The sequence below is a fragment of the Achromobacter sp. JD-1 genome (assembly GCF_038594925.1).
GTDB classification, from domain to species: Bacteria; Pseudomonadota; Gammaproteobacteria; order Burkholderiales; family Burkholderiaceae_B; genus Achromobacter; species Achromobacter spanius_C.
Genome location: NZ_JBCGCS010000012.1, coordinates 45,071 through 64,712, shown reverse-complemented (window position 1 = coordinate 64,712; position 19,642 = coordinate 45,071). Strand labels below are relative to the sequence as shown.

The 19,642-nt window shown below is 65.6% G+C and carries 20 protein-coding genes; 11 read left to right on the top strand and 9 right to left on the bottom strand.

Annotation, left to right across the window (positions count from 1 at the left end; translation table 11 throughout):
- Positions 1-74: 74 nt before the first annotated feature.
- Positions 75-977, bottom strand: coding sequence for an NAD(P)/FAD-dependent oxidoreductase (locus tag WBR68_RS18990; protein WP_127183251.1), 903 nt, complete (start codon positions 975-977; stop codon positions 75-77).
- 123 nt (positions 978-1,100) lie between these two features.
- Here WBR68_RS18990 and folB point away from each other — a divergent pair, with 123 nt between their 5' ends.
- Together folB and ttcA are read left to right on the top strand one after the other, a co-directional pair.
- Positions 1,101-1,460 (top strand): dihydroneopterin aldolase, encoded by a 360-nt coding sequence (gene folB / locus WBR68_RS18985; protein WP_050446785.1) that lies wholly within the window; start codon positions 1,101-1,103, stop codon positions 1,458-1,460.
- Positions 1,461-1,462: 2 nt separating this feature from the next.
- Positions 1,463-2,452 carry a tRNA 2-thiocytidine(32) synthetase TtcA gene (gene ttcA / locus WBR68_RS18980; protein WP_127183250.1) on the top strand — a complete coding sequence of 330 codons (990 nt, stop codon included), beginning with the start codon at positions 1,463-1,465 and terminating at the stop codon, positions 2,450-2,452.
- Positions 2,453-2,512: 60 nt separating this feature from the next.
- On the opposite strand, the gene WBR68_RS18975 is transcribed toward ttcA, so the two are convergent.
- The 5 genes from WBR68_RS18975 to apaG form a co-directional block, all read right to left on the bottom strand.
- Positions 2,513-3,481 carry a D-2-hydroxyacid dehydrogenase family protein gene (locus WBR68_RS18975; protein ID WP_050446787.1) on the bottom strand — a complete coding sequence of 323 codons (969 nt, stop codon included), beginning with the start codon at positions 3,479-3,481 and terminating at the stop codon, positions 2,513-2,515.
- Between the two features lie 64 nt (positions 3,482-3,545).
- Entirely contained in the window at positions 3,546-4,334 is a 789-nt protein-coding gene (locus tag WBR68_RS18970; RefSeq protein ID WP_050446788.1) for a DsbC family protein, read from the bottom strand.
- 183 nt (positions 4,335-4,517) lie between these two features.
- Entirely contained in the window at positions 4,518-5,687 is a 1,170-nt protein-coding gene (locus tag WBR68_RS18965; protein WP_050446789.1) for a UbiH/UbiF family hydroxylase, read from the bottom strand.
- On the bottom strand, positions 5,684-6,985 hold the full coding sequence (gene mltA / locus WBR68_RS18960) for a murein transglycosylase A (protein WP_050446859.1): 1,302 nt from the start codon (positions 6,983-6,985) through the stop codon (positions 5,684-5,686). Before mltA ends, WBR68_RS18965 begins: the two co-directional genes overlap by 4 nt.
- Positions 6,986-7,041: 56 nt before the next feature.
- Positions 7,042-7,416 carry a Co2+/Mg2+ efflux protein ApaG gene (gene apaG, locus WBR68_RS18955; RefSeq protein WP_050446790.1) on the bottom strand — a complete coding sequence of 125 codons (375 nt, stop codon included), beginning with the start codon at positions 7,414-7,416 and terminating at the stop codon, positions 7,042-7,044.
- 162 nt (positions 7,417-7,578) lie between these two features.
- On the opposite strand from apaG, the gene rpe reads away from it, so the two are divergent.
- The 6 genes from rpe to trpC all read left to right on the top strand — a co-directional run bounded on the left by rpe (position 7,579) and on the right by trpC (position 13,291).
- Entirely contained in the window at positions 7,579-8,307 is a 729-nt protein-coding gene (rpe, locus tag WBR68_RS18950) for a ribulose-phosphate 3-epimerase (RefSeq protein ID WP_050446791.1), read from the top strand.
- Positions 8,308-8,325: 18 nt separating this feature from the next.
- Positions 8,326-9,033, top strand: coding sequence for a phosphoglycolate phosphatase (locus tag WBR68_RS18945; RefSeq protein ID WP_230694980.1), 708 nt, complete (start codon positions 8,326-8,328; stop codon positions 9,031-9,033).
- A gap of 294 nt (positions 9,034-9,327) precedes the next feature.
- Positions 9,328-10,848: an anthranilate synthase component I gene (trpE, locus tag WBR68_RS18940; RefSeq protein WP_050446793.1), complete on the top strand. Its 1,521-nt coding sequence runs from the start codon at positions 9,328-9,330 to the stop codon at positions 10,846-10,848.
- A gap of 42 nt (positions 10,849-10,890) precedes the next feature.
- Positions 10,891-11,457 carry an aminodeoxychorismate/anthranilate synthase component II gene (locus WBR68_RS18935; RefSeq protein ID WP_127183247.1) on the top strand — a complete coding sequence of 189 codons (567 nt, stop codon included), beginning with the start codon at positions 10,891-10,893 and terminating at the stop codon, positions 11,455-11,457.
- Positions 11,458-11,474: 17 nt separating this feature from the next.
- Positions 11,475-12,506 (top strand): anthranilate phosphoribosyltransferase, encoded by a 1,032-nt coding sequence (gene trpD, locus WBR68_RS18930; RefSeq protein WP_127183246.1) that lies wholly within the window; start codon positions 11,475-11,477, stop codon positions 12,504-12,506.
- Positions 12,503-13,291, top strand: coding sequence for an indole-3-glycerol phosphate synthase TrpC (gene trpC, locus WBR68_RS18925; RefSeq protein ID WP_127183245.1), 789 nt, complete (start codon positions 12,503-12,505; stop codon positions 13,289-13,291). The genes trpD and trpC overlap by 4 nt, the downstream gene beginning before the upstream one ends.
- Positions 13,292-13,390: 99 nt before the next feature.
- Here trpC and WBR68_RS18920 read toward each other — a convergent pair whose 3' ends face one another.
- Positions 13,391-15,355 (bottom strand): sigma-54-dependent Fis family transcriptional regulator, encoded by a 1,965-nt coding sequence (locus tag WBR68_RS18920; protein WP_230694979.1) that lies wholly within the window; start codon positions 15,353-15,355, stop codon positions 13,391-13,393.
- Positions 15,356-15,584: 229 nt separating this feature from the next.
- Here WBR68_RS18920 and adh point away from each other — a divergent pair, with 229 nt between their 5' ends.
- Both adh and WBR68_RS18910 read left to right on the top strand, forming a co-directional pair.
- Complete coding sequence (adh, locus tag WBR68_RS18915) at positions 15,585-17,114, top strand: aldehyde dehydrogenase (RefSeq protein WP_050446798.1); 1,530 nt, start codon at positions 15,585-15,587, stop codon at positions 17,112-17,114.
- 92 nt (positions 17,115-17,206) lie between these two features.
- Positions 17,207-17,584 carry a DUF779 domain-containing protein gene (locus WBR68_RS18910; protein ID WP_050446799.1) on the top strand — a complete coding sequence of 126 codons (378 nt, stop codon included), beginning with the start codon at positions 17,207-17,209 and terminating at the stop codon, positions 17,582-17,584.
- Positions 17,585-17,600: 16 nt separating this feature from the next.
- On the opposite strand, the gene WBR68_RS18905 is transcribed toward WBR68_RS18910, so the two are convergent.
- Both WBR68_RS18905 and WBR68_RS18900 read right to left on the bottom strand, forming a co-directional pair.
- On the bottom strand, positions 17,601-18,221 hold the full coding sequence (locus tag WBR68_RS18905; protein WP_230694978.1) for a 2-hydroxychromene-2-carboxylate isomerase: 621 nt from the start codon (positions 18,219-18,221) through the stop codon (positions 17,601-17,603).
- Positions 18,218-18,472, bottom strand: coding sequence for a DUF2917 domain-containing protein (locus WBR68_RS18900; RefSeq protein WP_050446801.1), 255 nt, complete (start codon positions 18,470-18,472; stop codon positions 18,218-18,220). The genes WBR68_RS18905 and WBR68_RS18900 overlap by 4 nt, the downstream gene beginning before the upstream one ends.
- A gap of 141 nt (positions 18,473-18,613) precedes the next feature.
- Here WBR68_RS18900 and WBR68_RS18895 point away from each other — a divergent pair, with 141 nt between their 5' ends.
- Positions 18,614-19,531, top strand: a complete 918-nt coding sequence (locus tag WBR68_RS18895) for a LysR substrate-binding domain-containing protein (RefSeq protein WP_050446802.1) — start codon at positions 18,614-18,616, stop codon at positions 19,529-19,531.
- Positions 19,532-19,642: the final 111 nt, after the last annotated feature.

The window sequence follows — 19,642 nt, the reverse complement described above, 5'->3', positions numbered from 1 at the left end:
GCAGGCTTCGCCTGGGCTGAACGCCGGGCTGGTCGCGCCAACGGGCTTGGGCTGCCAAGCAGCCGCGCGGGGACTTAGTCGCCCGCCCGCTCCCAGCGGCGCTGGATGGCCTTGGCCGCCACCACGCCGTCGGCCATCGACGTCACCACGCAGGGGTGCATGCGATGGGCGACTTCACCAATGGCATAGATGTCCGGCACGCTGGTTTCGGCGGTGGCGAAGTCGGTACGGATATAGCCGCGTTCGTCGCGGGCCAGTTGCAGGGTGTCGGCAAAGGCGGCCTGCGGTTCCCAGCCATAGAACACCAGGATCAAGTCGTACTGCCGGCCATCGACACTGCGGCTGGCGGGGTCCACGGTGTACGGGCCGATGCGCACGCCTTCGCGGCTGGCGCGCGTGACCCATTGCTGCTGGGCGCGCACGCTGCGGGCATACAGATGCACGGCGCGGGCGCCCCGGTTGCGCACATAGACGTAGTTTTCGAAGGCGTTGTCGCCCCCGCCCAGCACCGCCACCGACAAGCCGGAATAGTCTTGCGCAACGATGGGCGAACCCGGGCCGATCAGCACGCCGGGCCATGACGCGCCAGCGGGGTGATCCGGCAGGCCCTTGGCGCGCACGCCCGAGGCGATCACCAGCGTGCGGCCCCGCACCTGCGTCTGGCTGCCATCCGCCCCGGCCAGGCTGGCTTCAATGCCGCCCTTGCAGGGCACGACGCCGACGACGCGGGTTTCCATGCGCAGCGGCACCTGGGCCGCGCGGACGCTGGCGTCGATGTTGTCAGCCACTTGTTGCCCGGTCACCCCAGGCAGCACCGCGATCCAGTCGTCGGCGAAGGGGTTGTCCTGGGCCAGGCCGCCCAGGCGGGCGCTGGCCTCAATTAATATTGGGGACAAACCAAGCCTGGCCAGCCACAGGGCGCAGGACGCGCCGGCCGGGCCGCCGCCTACAATCACCGCATCGTGCATTTGTTGCATTTGAACCCTTATTGACCGCGCCGGCGCCTTACGGGCGCACGGACGTGGCTGAATTGTAGCCAGCGCGCCGCCCCCGATCCGCCATCCCCTTACAATTCCGGCTGTCCCACCCAGGTTTTCATCATGCCCACACGTCGCATCATCCTTTCCGGGCTTGCGCTCGACGCCCGCATCGGCATCCTCGAACACGAGCGCCGCGCCACCCAGCCCCTGCATGTCGACGCCGAGTTCGACGTGGACATCCATCGCTCGGTCGACGACCACGATATCCACAGCGTGCTGGACTACCGCCGTCTGCGCGAGGCCATCGTCGAGGAATGCACGCAGGCGCATGTGAACCTGATCGAAACCCTGTCCGAACAAGTCGCCGCGCGCCTGTTGGCCGACTTTCAGGAAATCCGCTCGTTGCGCTTGCGCATCAGCAAGCCCATGGCCTTTTCCGACTGCGCGGCGGTAGGCGTGGAAATCCAGATCACGCGCTGACCATGAACGATATTGCTCCGCCCCCCGCCGTCCGCTCCCCCGAGGTCCGCTACCGTACCGAGGCCGAGGAAAAGGCCCGCCACGAAGGCAACAAGCTGACCAAGCGCCTGGCCCGCGAAACGACGCGCGCCCTGTCCGACTACAACATGATTGAAGAAGGCGACCGCGTCATGGTCTGCCTGTCGGGCGGCAAGGATTCCTATGCCATGCTGGATATCCTGCTGCAACTGCAGAAGCGCGCGCCGTTCAAGTTTGAACTGATCGCCGTCAACCTGGACCAGAAACAGCCGGGCTTTCCCGACCACATCCTGCCCCAGTACCTGAAAGACCTGGGCGTGCCTTTCCATATCGAAACGCAGGACACGTATTCCATCGTGACCCGCGTGCTGGAAGAAGGCAAAACGATGTGCTCGCTCTGTTCACGCTTGCGCCGCGGCATTCTGTACCGCGTCGCGTCTGAACTGGGCGCCACCAAGATTGCGCTGGGCCACCACCGCGACGACATCCTGGCCACGTTCTTCCTGAACCTGTTCTATGGCAGCAAGGCCAAGGGCATGCCGCCCAAACTGGTGTCCGACGACGGCCGCCACACCGTGATCCGCCCGCTGGCCTATGTGGCCGAAACGGACCTGATGGCCTACGCCGAACTCAAGCAATTCCCGATCATTCCGTGCAATCTTTGCGGCTCGCAGGAAAACCTGAAGCGCAAGGAAGTGGGCCGGATGATCAAGGACTGGGACAAGCAGCACCCCGGCCGTTCGTGGAACGTGTTCAACGCCTTGTCGCGCGTGGTGCCCTCGCACCTGATGGATCGCGACCTGTTCGACTTTGTCGGCCTGAAGCCCACCGGCGTGCCGGATGCGAACGGCGACACGGCGTTTGACGCGGTGGACCCGGACGACAGCGCGGACGAGGCTTGCGGCGACACTCCCGAAGCAGCGACCGACGCAAGCGGCATCATCGAGAAAAAGGTGATGTTCACGCGCGGGTAGTTGCCTGGGCGGTGGCCTCAGTTTTTTTGTGGACAGGCGCGCGAACGGGCGCGCCTGCGATCAAGCCGTGGATGATGCGTTCAGCACCCGAATCGGCTTGCCCGCCTGAAACGCCTTCACGGCGTCCAGCGCGTTCTGGTAGAACGCCTCGAAATTCTCGCGGCTGACATAGCCCAGGTGTGGGGTCAGGATCACGTTGTCCAGGTCGCGCACGGTGTCTGTCGGCGACAGGGGCTCTTCAGGATAGACGTCCAGGCCGGCGCCCGCGATGCGAAACTTCACCAGCGCGTCCATCAAGGCTTCGTTGTCCACCAGCCCGGCGCGCGACGTGTTCACCAGATAGGCGGTGGGTTTCATCGCGGCCAGCGCCGCGGCGTCCACCACGTGGCGGGTTCGGTCGGACAGGATCAGATGCAGGCTGACCACGTCGGACGTGGAAAAAAGCGCATGTTTGTCGACCCGCTTCACGCCCGCGGCCTCGGCGCGTTCGTCGCTCAGGTTGGGGCTCCAGGCCACCACATCCATGCCGAACGCCAAGCCCACCTTGGCCACGGCCGCGCCCAGCTTGCCCAGGCCCAGCACGCCCAGGCGTTTTCCGGCCAGCGGTTCGGGCATGGCGGTTTGCCACATGCCGCGCCGCATGGCCGCGTCTTCTGTCGGCAGGTTCTTGAACAGGCCCAGTATGTGCGCCCAGGCCAGTTCGGCCGTCGCCGTGCTGGCGTCGGCGCTACCGGGCGCGCCGCACACCACGATGCCCTGCTCGGTGCAGGCTTGCATGTCGATGGCGTTGTTGCGCATGCCGGTGGTGATCAAGAGCCGCAGGCGGGGCAAGGCGCGAATGCGCTCGGCGGGGAACGGCGTGCGTTCGCGCATTGCGACGATCACGTCGAAGGGTTCGAGCGTGGGCTCGACCTGTTCCACCGGAATGAAGTTATTGAAGATCTGCACCTCGGCGTCACCGCCCAGCGAGGTCCAATCCGCATAGCGCCGAGCTACGTCGTGGTAATCGTCGAGTATTGCGATTTTCAAGTGAGGTCTCCGGGTGGCTAGGCGCTGATCGCGCCAGCCACTCGGCCGGCGCGATCAGCGCCGGTCAGTTCAAGCGTTCTTTCAGTTGGTCCAGCGGAATGGCGCCGCTGACGCGCGAGCCGTCGGCAAAGAACAGCGTGGGCGTGCCGCGCACCATCAGCTTGTGGCCCAGCGCAAGCAGCTTGTCTTCGGGCACGTCGCAGTTGGCGGTGGCTGGCTTCTTGTTGCGCACCATCCAGTCGTCCCAGGTCTTGCCCTGATCCGTGGCGCACCAGACGTTGCGCACCTTGTCCTTGGAATCGGGCGACAGGATCGGGTACATGAAGGTGTAGACGGTGACGTCGGTAAGCTCTTCCATCGTCTTGCGCAACTGCTTGCAGTAGCCGCAGTTGGGGTCTTCAAAAATGGCGACCTTTTTCGCGCCGGTGCCCTTGACCTGCTTGATGGCCAATTCCAGCGGCAGTTGGTCGAAGGTGACGGCGCTGAGCTTTTCTTGCGAAGCGCGCGTGACGTCCTGGCGCGTCATGGCGTCGATCAACGGACCTTCCATGACCCAGGTGACCTTTTCGTCGGTGTAGATCAGGTCCATACCCAATTGCACTTCAAAAATGCCGTAGGGCGTCAGGCGCACGGCGGTTACGTCCATGCCGGAAAAACGTTGCTGGAAGCGTTCCTTGACGGCGTCGAGCTGCGGCGTCGACACGCTTTTCTCGCCCTTGCCGGGTTGGCCGACCGAGTCGGTGGAAATGGTCTTGGCGCCTTGAGCGGGCGACTGTGCCAGCGCCGAGGCGGACAAGCCCAGCCCGCCGGCCAGGAAACAAGCCGCCAGCGTGGCGGAGATGCGGAAAGTCATGGGTGCTCCTGTACTTATCGTGTTCTTTGGGGAAAAGCGTAACTCATCCGGCAGGGAGCCGGGCCGGACGACTTGCCGGGGCGACGCGGAAAGGCGGAGTGTCCTTCAGACGCCAGCCGCCCTTCAAGGTTCCAAAAGAAAACCTCAAAGCGCGCACCACAAGGCGCGCGCCTAGAAGCCGTATCAATTGGCCGAGGCCCCGGCGATCAGGCGGCGCTTGATCAGGGGCGCTTTTTCCACCCAGTGCATGCCGGCGTTGCGCAGCCACACCAGGGGCGTGGCGCGCGAGGCGAACAGCTTGTGCAAGCCGTCGGTGGCCAGGCGCATGGCCAGCACCGGCTCGGCACGCGCACGCTGGTAGCGGTGCAAGACCCGGATGTCGCCCGCCGATCGGTACGGCTCGCGCCCCGCCACCGTGCGGGCCAGCGCCTCGACGTCGCCCAGCCCCAGGTTCAACCCCTGCCCCGCCAGCGGATGCAGGCGGTGCGCGGCGTCGCCGGCCAGCGCAATGCCGGGCGCCACCATCTGGGCGCGCTCCAGCGTGAGCGGAAAGCCGTGCAACTTGCTGCGGACCTTCAGGCGGCCCAGCCGGCCCTCGGCGGCATCGGCCAACAAGGTTTCCAGGCGCGTGGCCTGTTGGTCGGGAGGCAAGGCCAGCAGGCCCTGCGCCAGTTCGCTGCGCATGGACCACACCATCGACACCTGCGGGCCATCGGTGGTATCGGGCAAAGGCAGCAGCGCCAGCACGCCGTCGTCACGGAACCATTGGAAGGCCGTGCCATGGTGAGCGTGTTCGGCGTCCAGATGCACCACCAGGCCGGTATCGTGGTACGAGACCGCGTCGTGCTTCAGGCCCGCCGCCGTGCGCAGCGGCGAGGCCGCGCCGTCGGCGCCCACGAATAGTTCAGCCTGGATGCGCGCACCGCTTTCGGTATCGACCGCGCCATCCTGGTAGCCGGTGCAGCGGTCTTCCAGCCAGGGAATGCCGAACATCCGCACGGCCTGGATCAGCACACGCTCAATTTCGCCGGACTCAACGATCCAGGCCAGTTGCGGCAACGCCGCCTGCCAGGCGTTCAGGTTGACCTGCCCGTCGGCGTCGCCATGGATCTCCATGGCCTCGACCGGCATCAGCCGGGCGGCGGGCATGGCGTCCCAGACGCCCAGGTCAGCCAGAAAACGCTGGCTGGCGGGCGAAATGGCGTAGACGCGCGGGTGGTAGCGGTTGGGGTCCGCCGCGGGCACTGCCGCGCGCGGCGCCAGCACGGCAACGCGCTGGCCGCGCCGGGCTAGCGCCAGGGCGGTGGACAGGCCGACGATGCCGGCCCCGCAAACAACGATTTGATGGCTCATCTTGCCGAGGGCTCCCCCGCTTGCTTGGGCCACAGCACCCACATCTGGCCCCGTTGTTTCATGCGACCCGCCTGCTGGCCAGCTTCTTCGCCGTAACCCCAATAGAAGTCGGCGCGCGCGGCGCCCCGGATGGCCGTACCCGTGTCCTGCGCGAACACCAGGCGTTGCAGCGGCCGGTCAGAGGCCGGGAAGGTCGTGCTCAGGTAGACCGGCGTGCCCAGCGGCACGAAGGTGGCGTCCACCGCGATGGAGCGCATGGGAGACAGCGGAATCGCGTAGGCGCCCTTGGGCCCTTGTTCGGGGTCAATGACCGGCTCTTCGCGGAAGAACACGACCGCCGGGTTGGCGTTCAGCATCTCGGGCACGCGCTTGGGGTTGCGCTGCGCCCAGGCGCGGATGTTCTGCATGGACGCCTGATCGGCGCTCAGCTCGCCACGGTCGATCAACCAGCGGCCGATGGACGCATAGGGCTGGCCGTTGTGGTCGGCGTAGGCCACCCGGATCGTCTTGCCGGCGTCGGGCCCATCGGTCAGTTGCACGCGGCCGGAACCCTGCACCTGCAGAAAGAAGTTATCCACCGGGTCGTCCACCCAGACCACCACCGGGGGCTTGCGCCCGGAGGACTCGATGGCCGCCCGGGTGTCGTAAGGCACGACGCGCTTGCCGTCCAGCTTGCCGCGCACGCGCTTGCCGGCCAGGTCCGGGTACACCGACCCCAGGTCGATCGTCAGCAGGTCGGCCGGCACGGCGTAGAGCGGCCACTGATACTTGCCGCCCTGGCGACGCGAGCCGCGCACCAGGGGTTCGTAATAGCCGGTGACCGTGTTCGCGGCGGGCTTGCCATCGGCGGCGTTCAGGCGCCAGGGCTGCAAATAGGTTTGCAGGAAGCGGCGCACGCCTTCGCCGTCACCGGCGGCCGGGGCGCGGGCCGGGTCGATGGCGGCGGCGCACACAGGCTGCCAGACGCGCGGTGTGGCGCGCGCGGGCGCGGCCAGGTTGCCGCTGGTCTGGCGCATCAAACCCTTGCAGTTACGCAGGAACAAGGGCCAGAACCGGGTCAGGTCGTCGGACGTCCAGCCCGGCATTTCGGACCAGTTGGCGGGCTTGAACTTGCCGGCCAGCGCACGAGGCGGCGTATCGCGCAGCGCCGATAGTTGCGGCACCACCAGCGGGCCGTCGGCCGCCGGGGTGGGCACGCCGGGAATACCGGAACCGCCGGCATCAGGAGGAATATCCGACGGGGTGGAACATGCCGCCAGCAGGATGGACAGCAGGGACAGACTAAGAATGCGCTTCATGAGCAAAGGGAAAAAGCAGGCGACGGGCGACGGGCGACGGGCGACGGGCGGACCATTCAATGCAGGGTGCGAGGCATGGCCAGGACGAATTCCGAGATCGGCACTTCGAACGGGATGCCGTTTTCGCCAACGCAATGGTAGGTGCCACGCATCGTGCCCACTGGCGTGGGCAGCGGACAGCCGCTGGTGTATTCGAAGGTTTCGCCGGGCGCCAACAGGGGCTGCTGGCCCACAATACCCAGCCCGCGCACTTCCTGCACGCGCTGGTTGCCGTCGGTGATGACCCAGTGGCGGCTGATCACCTGGGCGGGATGCTCGCCCGTATTGGTGATGCGCACGGTATAGGCAAAGACGAATTGCTGTTCGCTGGGATCAGACTGTTCAGGCACGAAGCGCGGAGAGACAGAGACGCTCAGGTCGTAAGGTTTCACAGTCCTTCCTGTGTGGCTGGACGCCCCGGGCCACAGAACGGCGCCGGGCGCTTGGGAGACATTTGGGAGACGTATGGGAACGTGTATAAGAGACGCAGATTTCGGTCCCGCGAAACCGGGCCTTGCCCGAACCCGCGCCTCAAACTGCAATAATGGCACATTATGCCCTCCCCAATCCCGAACATCATGTCATCCTCCATGGCCTCCACTCGCATCACCCCCAGCATCCTGTCGGCTGACTTCGCCCGTCTGGGCGAGGAAGTCCGCAACGTTGTCGCCGCCGGCGCAGACTGGATCCACGTGGACGTGATGGACAACCACTATGTCCCCAATCTGACCATCGGTCCGATGGTGTGCGCGGCGATCCGCCCCCATGTGCAGGTGCCGATTGACGTGCATCTGATGGTTGAGCCGGTGGACGACCTGGTGCCGATGTTCGCCAAGGCGGGCGCCGACTACATCAGCTTCCACCCTGATGCCAGCCGCCACGTGGACCGCACTCTGTCCTTGATCCGCGAAAACGGCTGTAAGGCCGGCCTGGTCTTCAACCCCGCCACGCCGCTGTCGTACCTGGACTACGTCATGGACAAGATCGACCTGATCCTGATCATGTCGGTGAACCCGGGCTTTGGCGGCCAGAGCTTCATTCCCGGCGCGCTGACCAAGCTGCGCGAAGCGCGCGCCCGGATCGACGCCTGGACCCAGGCGGGCGGCCAGGAAATCGTGCTGCAGGTGGACGGCGGCGTCAAAATCGACAACATCGCCGAAATCCGCCGCGCGGGCGCCGACACCTTCGTGGCCGGCTCCGCCATTTTCGGCAAGCCGGACTACGCCGGCATCATCAAGTCCATGCGCGAACAGATCGCCATCGGCGAAACCACCGCCGTCTAAGCCCCAGGAAGAATCGACATGACCGCTTTTCGCGCCGCGCTGCTGGACCTGGACGGCACCCTGCTGGACTCCATTCCCGACCTGGCCTTCGCCGCCAACGCCATGCGCGTGGACCTCGGCATGACCGTGCTGCGCCAAGACGTGGTGGCCACCTTCGTGGGCAAGGGTGTCGACAATCTGGTCCGCCGCAGCCTTGCGGGCAGCCTGGATGCCGCCGACCCCTCGCCCGAGGAATTCGCCCGTGCCCGCGAGTCCTTCTATCGCCACTACCACCTGGTCAACGGCGAACGCGCCCAGATCTACCCCGGCGTCATCGACGGCCTGAAGCACATGCGCGACCAGGGCCTGAAGCTGGCCGTCGTCACCAACAAGCCCACCGAATTCACGCTGCCGCTGTTGCAGCGCACCGGCTTGGCGGGCTTTTTCGACGTGGTTGTCTGCGGTGACACCTGCGTGCGCCGCAAGCCCGACCCGGACCAGGTCGTGCACGCCTGCGAGCTGCTGGGCGTGGCGGTGGGCGAAGCCGTCACCATCGGCGACTCCATCAACGACGCCCAGGCGGGCCGCACGGCCGGCACGCAGGTGCTGGTGGTGCCTTATGGCTACAACGAAGGTCGTGACGTGCGAGAGCTGGATGTCGATGGTATAGTTGACACGCTTGTTGACGCCGCCCAGTGGGTGGCGCTCTGGAACCAAAACCAGAACGCCGCGAAAATCGCCTGCTGATCGGTGCTGCAAACTGAACATCGGTACATCGACAACAGCCGCAATACCCCAATACCTGAATACACAGCCAGATCAATGAACGCCTACCCCCAGAACCAAATGCTCAGCGCCTCGTGGCGCTGGTGGCGTTTGTCTTCCGGGTGGCGATGATCCCTCCCGGCCCTGGACGCGTATGCCGCCTAGTGCCGTAGCTGTGTAAACACAGAGCCAAGCCCGGAACCAGACACCTGGACCGGGCTTTTTTGTTGTGCGCCCGGTCTGAAAGCAAATCAAAAATCGCTCACGAGACCCGACATGACCGAAATCGAATTCAAGGCCCTCGCCGCACAAGGCTATAACCGCATCCCGCTGGTGGCCGAAACCTACGCCGACCTGGATACCCCGCTGGGCATCTACCTGAAGCTGGCGCACGCGGGCCCCTTGGCCGGCCGCATGACCTGCCTGATGGAATCCGTGGTGGGCGGCGAGCGCTTCGGTCGCTATTCCTTCATCGGCCTGCCCGCCCGCACCGTGATCCGCGCCAGCGGCACGCTGACGGAAGTGCTGCACGACGGCAAGGTGGTGGAAACGCACGAAGGCGACCCGCTGGCCTTCATCGAGCAATACCAAAGCCGTTTCAAGGTGGCGCTGCGCCCGGGCATGCCGCGCTTTTGCGGCGGCCTGGCCGGCTACTTCGGCTACGACACCGTGCGCCACATCGAGCCCTGCCTGGGGCCTGCCGTCAAACCGTTCCCGGCCGGCATGGAAGGCGGTACGCCCGACCTGATGCTGATGCATGTGGATGAACTGGTCATCGTCGACAACCTGGCCGGCCGCATCTACCTGATGGTGTACGCCGACCCCAGCCAGCCCGAATCCTACAGCCGCGCCCAGCAGCGCCTGCATGACCTGCGCGCCCGCCTGCGACGCCCTGTTGAAATTCCGTACAGCCACGCCAGCATGCAGACCGAAGAACGGCGCGACTTCAAGAAAGAAGACTATCTGGCCGCCGTGCACCGCGCCAAGGAACACATTGCCGCCGGCGACCTGATGCAGGTGCAGATCGGCCAGGTCATTGCCAAGCCCTTCCGCGATTCCCCGCTGTCCCTCTACCGCGCGCTGCGTTCGCTGAACCCCTCGCCCTACATGTACTTCTGGAACTTCGGTGACTTCCAGGTGGTGGGCGCGTCGCCCGAGATCCTGGTGCGCCAGGAAAGTGTGGTGGACAACGGTGTGCCCAAGTCGCAGATCACCATCCGCCCGCTGGCCGGCACCCGCAAGCGCGGCGCCACGCCCCAGGAAGACGCGGCGCTGGCCGCCGAACTGAAGGCCGACCCCAAGGAAGTGGCCGAACATGTGATGCTGATCGACCTGGCGCGCAACGACGTGGGTCGCGTGGCTGAAGTGGGCTCGGTCAAGGTCAGCGACACCATGGTCATCGAACGCTATTCGCACGTGATGCACCTGGTGTCCAACGTCACCGGCAACCTGAACCCCGGCATGAGCAGCATGGACGTGCTGCGCGCATCCTTCCCCGCCGGCACCCTGACGGGCGCGCCCAAGGTGGAAGCCATGAAGATCATCGACGAACTGGAACCCGTGCGCCGCGGCATCTACGGCGGGGCTGCGGGCTACCTGAGCTATGGCGGTGAAATGGACGTGGCCATCGCCATTCGCACCGGCGTCATCAAGGACGGCACGCTGTACGTGCAAGCCGCCGCCGGCATCGTGGCCGACTCCAACCCCGAAGCCGAATACGCTGAAACCGAAGCCAAGGCCCGCGCGGTGCTGCGCGCCGCCGAGCAGGTCCAGCACGGCCTGGACGAACCCATCTGATCCCGGCCCCGGCCAGACGACACCGCCCGCACGGAGAAAAAAATGCTGTTGATGATTGATAACTACGATTCGTTTACCTACAACCTGGTCCAGTACTTTGGCGAACTCGGCGAAGACGTGCGCGTGGCGCGCAACGACCAGATCACGCTGGAAGAGATCAGCGCGCTGAACCCCGACCGCATCTGCGTGTCGCCCGGCCCGTGCTCGCCTGCTGAAGCCGGTATTTCAGTGGCCGCCATCCAGGCGTTTGCCGGCAAGAAGCCGATTCTGGGCGTATGCCTGGGCCATCAGGCCATTGGCGCGGCCTACGGCGGCGACATCGTGCGCGCCCAGCAGATCATGCACGGCAAGACGGTGCAGATCTCGCACACCGGCACCGACATCTTCACCGACCTGCCCACGCCGTACACCGTGATCCGTTACAACTCGCTGACCATCGACCCCGCCACCCTGCCCGACTGCCTGGCCGTGACGGCCACGGCGCCCGACGGCGACATCATGGGTGTGCGCCACAAGACCCTGCCGCTGTACGGAGTACAGTTTCACCCCGAGTCCGTGCTCAGCGAACACGGCCATGCCCTGCTGCGCAATTTCCTGAACCTCGCCTAAGACAAGAAGGACGCACCGTGACCATTTCCCCCACCGAAGCCCTGACGCGCTGCATTGAACACCGCGAAATTTTCCACGACGAAATGCTGCATCTGATGCGCATGCTGATGCGCGGCGAGATGTCGCCGCAAATCGCCAGCGCGCTCTTGATGGGCCTGCGCGTCAAAAAGGAAACCATTGGCGAGATCACCGCCGCCGCGCAGGTCATGCGCGAGTTCGCCACGCCGGTCGTCACGCCCAACCCGCAAGACCTGCTGGACATGTGCGGCACGGGCGGCGACGGCAGCCACACCTTCAACATCTCGACCACCGCCATGTTCGTGGCGGCCGCCGCCGGCGTGCCGATTGCCAAGCACGGCAACCGCAGCGCCTCGTCGTCCAGCGGCAGCGCCGACGTGCTGGAAGCACTGGGCGCCAACCTGGTGCTGACGCCCGACGAAGTGGCCGAGTGCATCCAGGCCACCGGCATCGGCTTCATGTTCGCGCCCGCGCATCACGGCGCCATGAAAAACGTGGCCGCCGTGCGCAAGGAATTGGGCGTACGCACCATCTTCAATATTCTCGGCCCCCTGACCAATCCGGCCGGCGCCGCCAACCAGTTGATGGGCGTGTTCCACCCTGACCTGGTCGGCATCCAGGTGCGCGTGCTGGAACGGCTGGGTTCGCGCCATGTGCTGGTGGTGCATGGCAAGGACGGCATGGACGAAGCCTCGCTGGGCGGGGCCACGCTGGTGGGCGAGCTGAAAGATGGTCAAATACGGGAATATGAAATCCATCCCGAGGACTACGGGCTATCCATGATGTCCAACCGGTCCATCAAGGTGTCCAATCGCGAGCAGTCACGCGAACTTGTCATCGAGGCGCTGGAAAATGTCGAGGGCACGGCCCGCGACATCGTCGCCCTGAATGCAGGACTTGCCATCTACGCCGGCAATAAAGCCGATTCCATTCCCGAAGCCTTAGCGCTAGCATTTGAACTGATCGCCACCGGCGCGGCGCGAGCCAAGCTGGAAGAATTCTGCGCATATACCCGGAAATTCCAGAAATGAACGATATTCTCGCGAAGATCCTCGCCGTCAAGGTCGAGGAAGTCGCCGCCGCTCGCCAGATGCGCAGCGAAGCCGAAGTCCTGCGCGAAGCGCAGGCTCGCCAGGACGTGCGCGGTTTCGCGCAAGCCATCGAAGACAAGATCTCGCAGGGCAAGGCCGGCGTCATCGCTGAAATCAAGAAAGCATCACCGTCCAAAGGCGTGCTGCGCGACACCTTCGCCCCCGCGGACATTGCGTCGTCCTATGCCGTGCATGGCGCGGCCTGCCTGTCGGTGCTGACCGACGTGCAGTTCTTCCAGGGTTCGCACGACCACCTGCGCCAGGCGCGCGCGGCCTGCTCGCTGCCCGTGCTGCGCAAGGACTTCGTGATCGACTCCTATCAGATCATCGCCGCACGCGCGATGGGCGCCGACTGCGTGCTGCTGATCGTGGCCGCGTTGACGCCGTCGCAATTGCGCGACTACGAAACGCTGGCGATGGAACTGGGCATGGACGTGCTGGTGGAAGTGCATGACGCCCGTGAACTGGACGTGGCGCTGACGATGAAGACGCCGCTTTTGGGCATCAACAACCGCAACCTGCGCACCTTCGAAACCAGCCTGAAGAACACGCTGGACCTGCTGCCCAACATTCCGGCGGGCAAGCGCGTCGTGACCGAAAGCGGCATTCTCAAGCCCGAAGACGTCAAGCTCATGCGCGACCACCAGGTCAACGCCTTCCTGGTGGGTGAAGCCTTCATGCGCGCCAAGGACCCGGGCAGCGAACTTGCCCGCCTGATGCACTAAGGCGCCACGGGCTCTGGGCCAGGGGCCCAGAGGTCATGGGCCAGACGTCATGGCCCAGACATCCAGGGCCGATATGTCCAAAGCCAAGAGGTCCAGGGCCTAGCGTGATCGCGGCAAGCCCAGCCCGCCCGCGCGCCGGTACACGGTGCTGCGGTGCACACCCAGGGCCCGCGCCGCGCGGCTGACATTGCCGCCGTGCGCGGCGAGTGCGTCGCGGATCGCCGTGTCGGTGATCGATTGCAGATCTTCCATGCCGCTGTTTGCGGAAGCGGGCGCGGCCGTGTCGTCGTGACGCGCGGCCGCGGTTGGCATCGATGAGGTCGGCAGCACCGAAGCCGACAACAATGCGGTCGGCGACACCTTGGCCTGCAACAACTCGGCCGGCAACATGTCGGCATCCACCACGCCCGATGGCCCCGCCAACACATGCATGTTGCGCAGCACCGCCGCCAGTTGCCGGTAGTTACCCGGCCAGGGATACGCCGCCAGCAACGCTTCAATGTGCGGCGGCAGCATCGGCCCAGGGCCTTGCGCCGCCCATAGCCCGCGCAGCAATTCCAGGCGATCGGCGCGCGCGCGCAGCGGTTCCAGCGTGACCGTGTATTCGGCGATACGGAAATACAGGTCAGGACGCACCGGCGCATCCGCCCCCTCATGCGCCAGCGGGCGATGGGTGGCGCACACCAGCGCAAAGTCCACCGGCACCGGCCGCGCCGCGCCCAGCGGCGACACTTCACGCGTTTGCAGCACACGCAGCAAACGCGATTGCAGCAGCAGCGGCATATCGCCGATTTCATCCAGGAACAACACGCCGCCATGCGCCTGGCGCAGCAAGCCCTTGCTGCCCTGGCGACGCGCGCCCGTGAAGGCGCCGTCCTCGTAGCCAAACAGTTCGGATTCGATCAGGCTTTCGGGCAGCGCCGCGCAATTGACCGCCACGAACGGCCCTGCCGCGCGCTTGCCGCGCGCATGCAATTCGCGGGCAAACACTTCCTTGCCCACGCCGGTTTCGCCTTGCAGCAAAATCGACACGCCCGCATCCGACAAATGCACGGCACGCGCCAACGCGCCCAGGGTGGCCGCGTCGAAGCTGGGCGCCACGGGGCGCTTGGCCTCGGTGGGCGGCTCGGTAAGCGGCAGCGCGGGCGCCGCCGGTCGCGGCGGGCGCGAACGCGGCAGCCGCAGGCGCGCGTGGTAGCTCGTGCCCGCGCGCGCCTGCACGCGGCCGGCCGCGTCTGGGCAGCGTTCCAGCTCGCCGTCGAAGACATCGGCGTAGCGGTACACGCCCAAGGCGGTCGCGGCTAGGCCCAAGGCCTGCAAGGCGCGGCGGTTCGCGCCAATCAACACATCCCCCTGAAACGCCAGCAAGCCCTCGCCCGGCGCGCCCAGGCCGGACGCATCGGCATGCAGGCGCAGCACGGCGTAATGTTCGTAGGCTTGTTCGAACAGCCGGTGTTCGATCACGTCCACGGCCGCGCGCACCAGTGCCAGCACATCCGGGCGAACGTCGCGCGCCTGGCTGGACAGGTCCAGCACCCCCAGCATGCGCCCTTCACTGTCAGTGATGGGCACGGCCGCGCAGGTCAGGATGCGATTGGGTTCAAAGTAATGTTCCGCGCCATGCACGGCGATGGGCCGGCCTTCGACCAGCGCGGTGCCGATGGCGTTGGTGCCGGCGGCGGCCTCGTCCCAGGGCGCGCCGGGCATCAGCGCCACGCGGGACGCGCGGCTGGCGAAGCTGGTGTCGCCATCGCTGTCCAGCACCAGCCCTTGCGCGTCCGACAAGATCACCAGATTGCCATTGCCGCCGGCCTGACGGCGCAGGTAGGACATGGCGGGTTCGGACAGCCGGCGCAGAGCCTCGTTGCGCTGCTGGGCTTCGCGCAGTTCGCCTTGCGTCATGAGTTCGGCGCGGCGCACGCCACGCATGTCAAAGCCCAAATCGGCGCAGCGCCGCCACGATCGCAGGATGGGTTCAGCGACGATGCCGCCGGGCACCGCTCCCTGCTGGTTGAACAGCAGGCGCGCTTGCGTCAGCGCGTGCTGACGGGATTGACTGGCCATGCATGTCTCCTTGGACGGGTGTTCTGCGACACCTGTTCCGCGACAACGTCGCAAAAAACGTCATCTTGAAAGGGCAAAAATCGTGCACGCCCGTCGGGGCGCGTCGAAATCAACTTTCGCACGCGGGAGGCCGCACTGTCCAGCGGGGAAGCCCCAAGCTTGGCATGCTCTTTGCTTGATAAGAAGCAGGCAGCCCACTGCCGCAATCCCAACAATATCGGAGACAAGCATGGACATCGCGACCCGCATCACCCCGGACACGTACGGCACCCGTCTGGACCTGAAAACGCAGTACGACAACTTCATCGACGGCAAATGGCAGAAGCCGGCTGACGGCGAATACTTTGACAACGTGACGCCGGTGACCGGCCAGGTGTTGACGCGTAACGCGCGCTCCAAGGACCGCGACATCGAGCTGGCGCTGGACGCCGCGCACCGCGCCGCGCCGAAATGGGGTGCGACCCCGGCGGCCGAACGCGCGCGCATGCTGATGCAGATTGCCGACGTCATGGAAGCCAACCTGGAACGCCTGGCCACCGCCGAAACCTGGGACAACGGCAAACCGATACGCGAAGCCCGCGCCGCCGACATCCCGCTGGCCATCGACCACTTCCGCTACTTCGCCTCGTGCATCCGCAGCCAGGAAGGCGGCTTGTCGGAAATCGATAGCGACACGGTCGCCTATCACTTCAACGAACCGCTGGGCGTGGTGGGACAGATCATTCCGTGGAACTTCCCCATCTTGATGGCGGCGTGGAAGCTGGCGCCCGCGCTGGCGGCCGGCAACTGCGTGGTTCTCAAACCCGCCGAACAGACGCCGCTGGGCATCCTGCTGCTGATGGAACTGATAGCCGACATTCTGCCCCCCGGCGTGCTGAACGTGGTGACGGGCTTTGGCCTGGAAGCGGGCAAGCCGCTGGCCTCCAGCAAGCGCATCGCCAAGATCGCCTTCACCGGGGAAACCACCACCGGCCGGCTGATCATGCAGTACGCCTCGCAGAACATCATTCCCGTCACGCTGGAACTGGGCGGCAAGTCGCCCAACATTTTCTTTGCCGACGTAGCCGCGCAAGACGACGACTTCCTGGACAAGGCCGTGGAAGGCTTCGTGATGTTTGCGCTGAACCAGGGCGAAGTGTGCACCTGCCCCAGCCGCGCGCTGATCCAGGAATCGCTCTACGACAAGTTCATGGAACGCGCCTTGAAGCGCGTGGCCGAGATCAAGCAGGGCAACCCGCTGGACGGCGACACCATGCTGGGCGCGCAGGCATCCACCGAGCAGTTGGAAAAGATTCTGTCGTACCTGGACATCGGCAAGCAGGAAGGCGCCGACGTGCTGGCGGGCGGCTCGCGCGCGCAGATGCAGGGCGCGCTGGAAGGCGGCTACTACGTGCAGCCCACGGTCTTCAAGGGCCACAACAAGATGCGCGTGTTCCAGGAGGAAATCTTTGGGCCGGTCGTCGCGGTGACGACGTTCAAGGATGCCGACGACGCGCTGGCGCTGGCCAACGACACGCTGTATGGGCTGGGCGCGGGCGTATGGTCGCGCGACGCCAACACCTGCTATCGGATGGGACGCGCCATCAAGGCAGGCCGAGTGTGGACCAACTGCTATCACGCCTATCCCGCGCATGCGGCGTTTGGCGGATACAAGCAGTCGGGCATCGGGCGTGAGAATCACAAGATGATGCTCAACCACTACCAGCAGACGAAGAACCTGCTGGTGAGCTATTCGCCGAAGAAGCTGGGTTTCTTCTAAGCATCACACCGCGACACGCGCACCGGGCTCTGGGGTCCGGTGCGCGTATTTGCAGTAAGGAATGCCGCCAGGCAAGCGACAAGGAAAACTCCATGGATGAACCCACCCCGCGCGTGGTCGCGACCGACGCGGCGCGCCAGTTGATCGACACGTTGCGCGCCAAGCACGGCGCGCTGATGTTCCACCAATCGGGCGGTTGCTGCGATGGCAGTTCGCCCATGTGCTATGCACAAGGCGAGTTCATGGTGGGCGGGTCGGACGTGTTGCTGGGCCAGCTTGAAGGCTGCCCGTTCTACATGGGCGAGGACCAGTTCGCGTACTGGGAACATACCCAGCTCATCATCGACGCCGTGCCCGGACGCGGTGGCGCGTTTTCGCTGGACAGCGCGGAAGGCAAGCGCTTTCTGCTGCGCTCGCGACTGTATTCGGACGACGAATGGGCGCGCGTGGCGCCCGTGACGAAGGGATAGCGCGCCAGGCTGTGAATCAGCCCTGCCCGCGCCGCGCCCAATCCAGCGCATCCTCCAGCCGGTCATTACCCCAGAACATTTCATCGCCCACAAAAAACGTGGGTGCGCCGAACAGACCCAGGTCGCGCGCCCGATCCACCTGGCGGCGCAAGGCTTCCTTGGCGGCCTCGGACTTGGCGCGCGCGATCAGCGCGTCGGCGTCCAGCGACAGGCTGTTCAGCAAAGCGTGCACCACGTCTTCCGCCTGGATGTCTTCGTCGTGCTGGAAGTTGGCGCGAAACACCGCCACGCAGAAATCCCGGCACCAGGGCTCATCCTGACCCAGCAACGCAATGCGGGCCGGCAGCACGCTCATGCGCGGAAACAGACGCGGGCGCTTGTAGACCACGCCGTACTTGTCGGCCAGGCGCGCGATGTCGCGCATCATGTACGCGCCCTTGCCCGGAAACAGCCGGAACGGCGAATCGTTCCAGCCCTGCGCCTGAAAAATCGGCCCCAGCAAAAAGGGGCGCAGGTCAACCCGCACGCCGGCGTCGCGCGCCAGGGCGTCGATGCGCTCGATCGCCAGATAGCTGTATGGGCTGGCAAAATCGAACCACATCTGCATGCGGGGGCCATCGGGCAAAGGCGTGGTCATTCGGGAGACTCCGGCTGGGAAAGTAGCGCGACCTGCGCATCCGGCAGGCCGCTGAGCACGACATCGCGATCGCTGGCGACGGTAAGCGAGTCGCCCGCTTGCAGCACGCTGTCATCGAAGCGGCGGTATTCGGAAATCCACACGGCGCCGGCATGGCACACGATGCGAACGCCCGAAGCGCGCTTGAGCAGCATAGTCGAGCCGTCATTCAAACGGAATGACATTCCCGTGGTGCAGCGTAGCTGAATCATGGCAACCCCCAGGCCGCGACGGCGGCGATCACGTCAGGCATCAGGGCCTAGCCCATTCGCCCATCGCATGCTTGCCATTGAACGCTGTCGGCGTACTATTCCTCAAGCGACATTTCCGTTCAACACGCATGAGTTTCACGAATGCCATACCCGCTAGCCAAGCTCCCACCGCTGGATTTGGTCCGAGGCTTTGTCGCCGTGGGCCGCCGCATGAGCATCACCCTGGCCGCGCAGGATCTGCACGTGACGCAGTCCGCCGTCAGCCGCCAGATCCGCGCGCTGGAAGAACATCTGGGCGTGTCCCTGCTGGTGCGTGGCTTTCGCAGCGTGTCGTTCACGTCCGAAGGCGCGCAACTGTTCCGCATGGCCGACGAGTGGCTCAGCCAATTGGGTGAGCTGACCGAACAACTGCGCGCGCCCGAACGGCGCACCCCGGTCACCGTCACCACCACCATCGGCGTGGCCTCGTTATGGCTGCTGCCTCGCCTGGGGGCATTCCAGGCGGCGCATCCGCACATCGACGTGCGCGTGGCGGCCGACAACCGGCTGATCGACATTGATCGTGAAAGCGTGGACATCGCCATCCGCTATAGCCCGCGCGACAAGGTGCCGGACGCCGCCGTTTGGCTGTTCGGGGAGTCGGTGGTGCCGGTGGCTCACCCGTCGCTGAACGCGTGCGAGCTCGACGCGCGTGAACTGCAACGCCATGTCCTGCTGGAATTCGACGACCCGACGCGGCCCTGGCTGCAATGGTCGGAATGGCTGAGCGCGCGCGGGCTGGGCCGCACGCGTGCCCGGGGCATGCTGCGTTTCAACCAGTACGACCAGATCGTGCTGGCGGCCTTGGCCGGCCATGGCATTGCGCTGGGCCGGCTGGCCTTGATTGCGCCCATGTTGGCCGACGGCCGGCTGCAAGCGGTGGGCAGCCAGACCGCCCACGCCACCGAACTGGCTTATTGGCTGGTTCGCAACGCGCGCCGCAGCACGCCCGACGCCGACGTCGTGGCCCAATGGCTGATCGAGCAAGCCACGACCACCGCGCAAGATCTGCGAGCTTGAGCGCAACATCGGGCAGCTTGAGGCGGCCCGAGCCTGTCAGCCCACCTGCTCGGCCCGCCGCTCAGTCCGCCGCTCAGTCCGCCGCTCAGTCCGCCCGCTTGTTCCACGCCT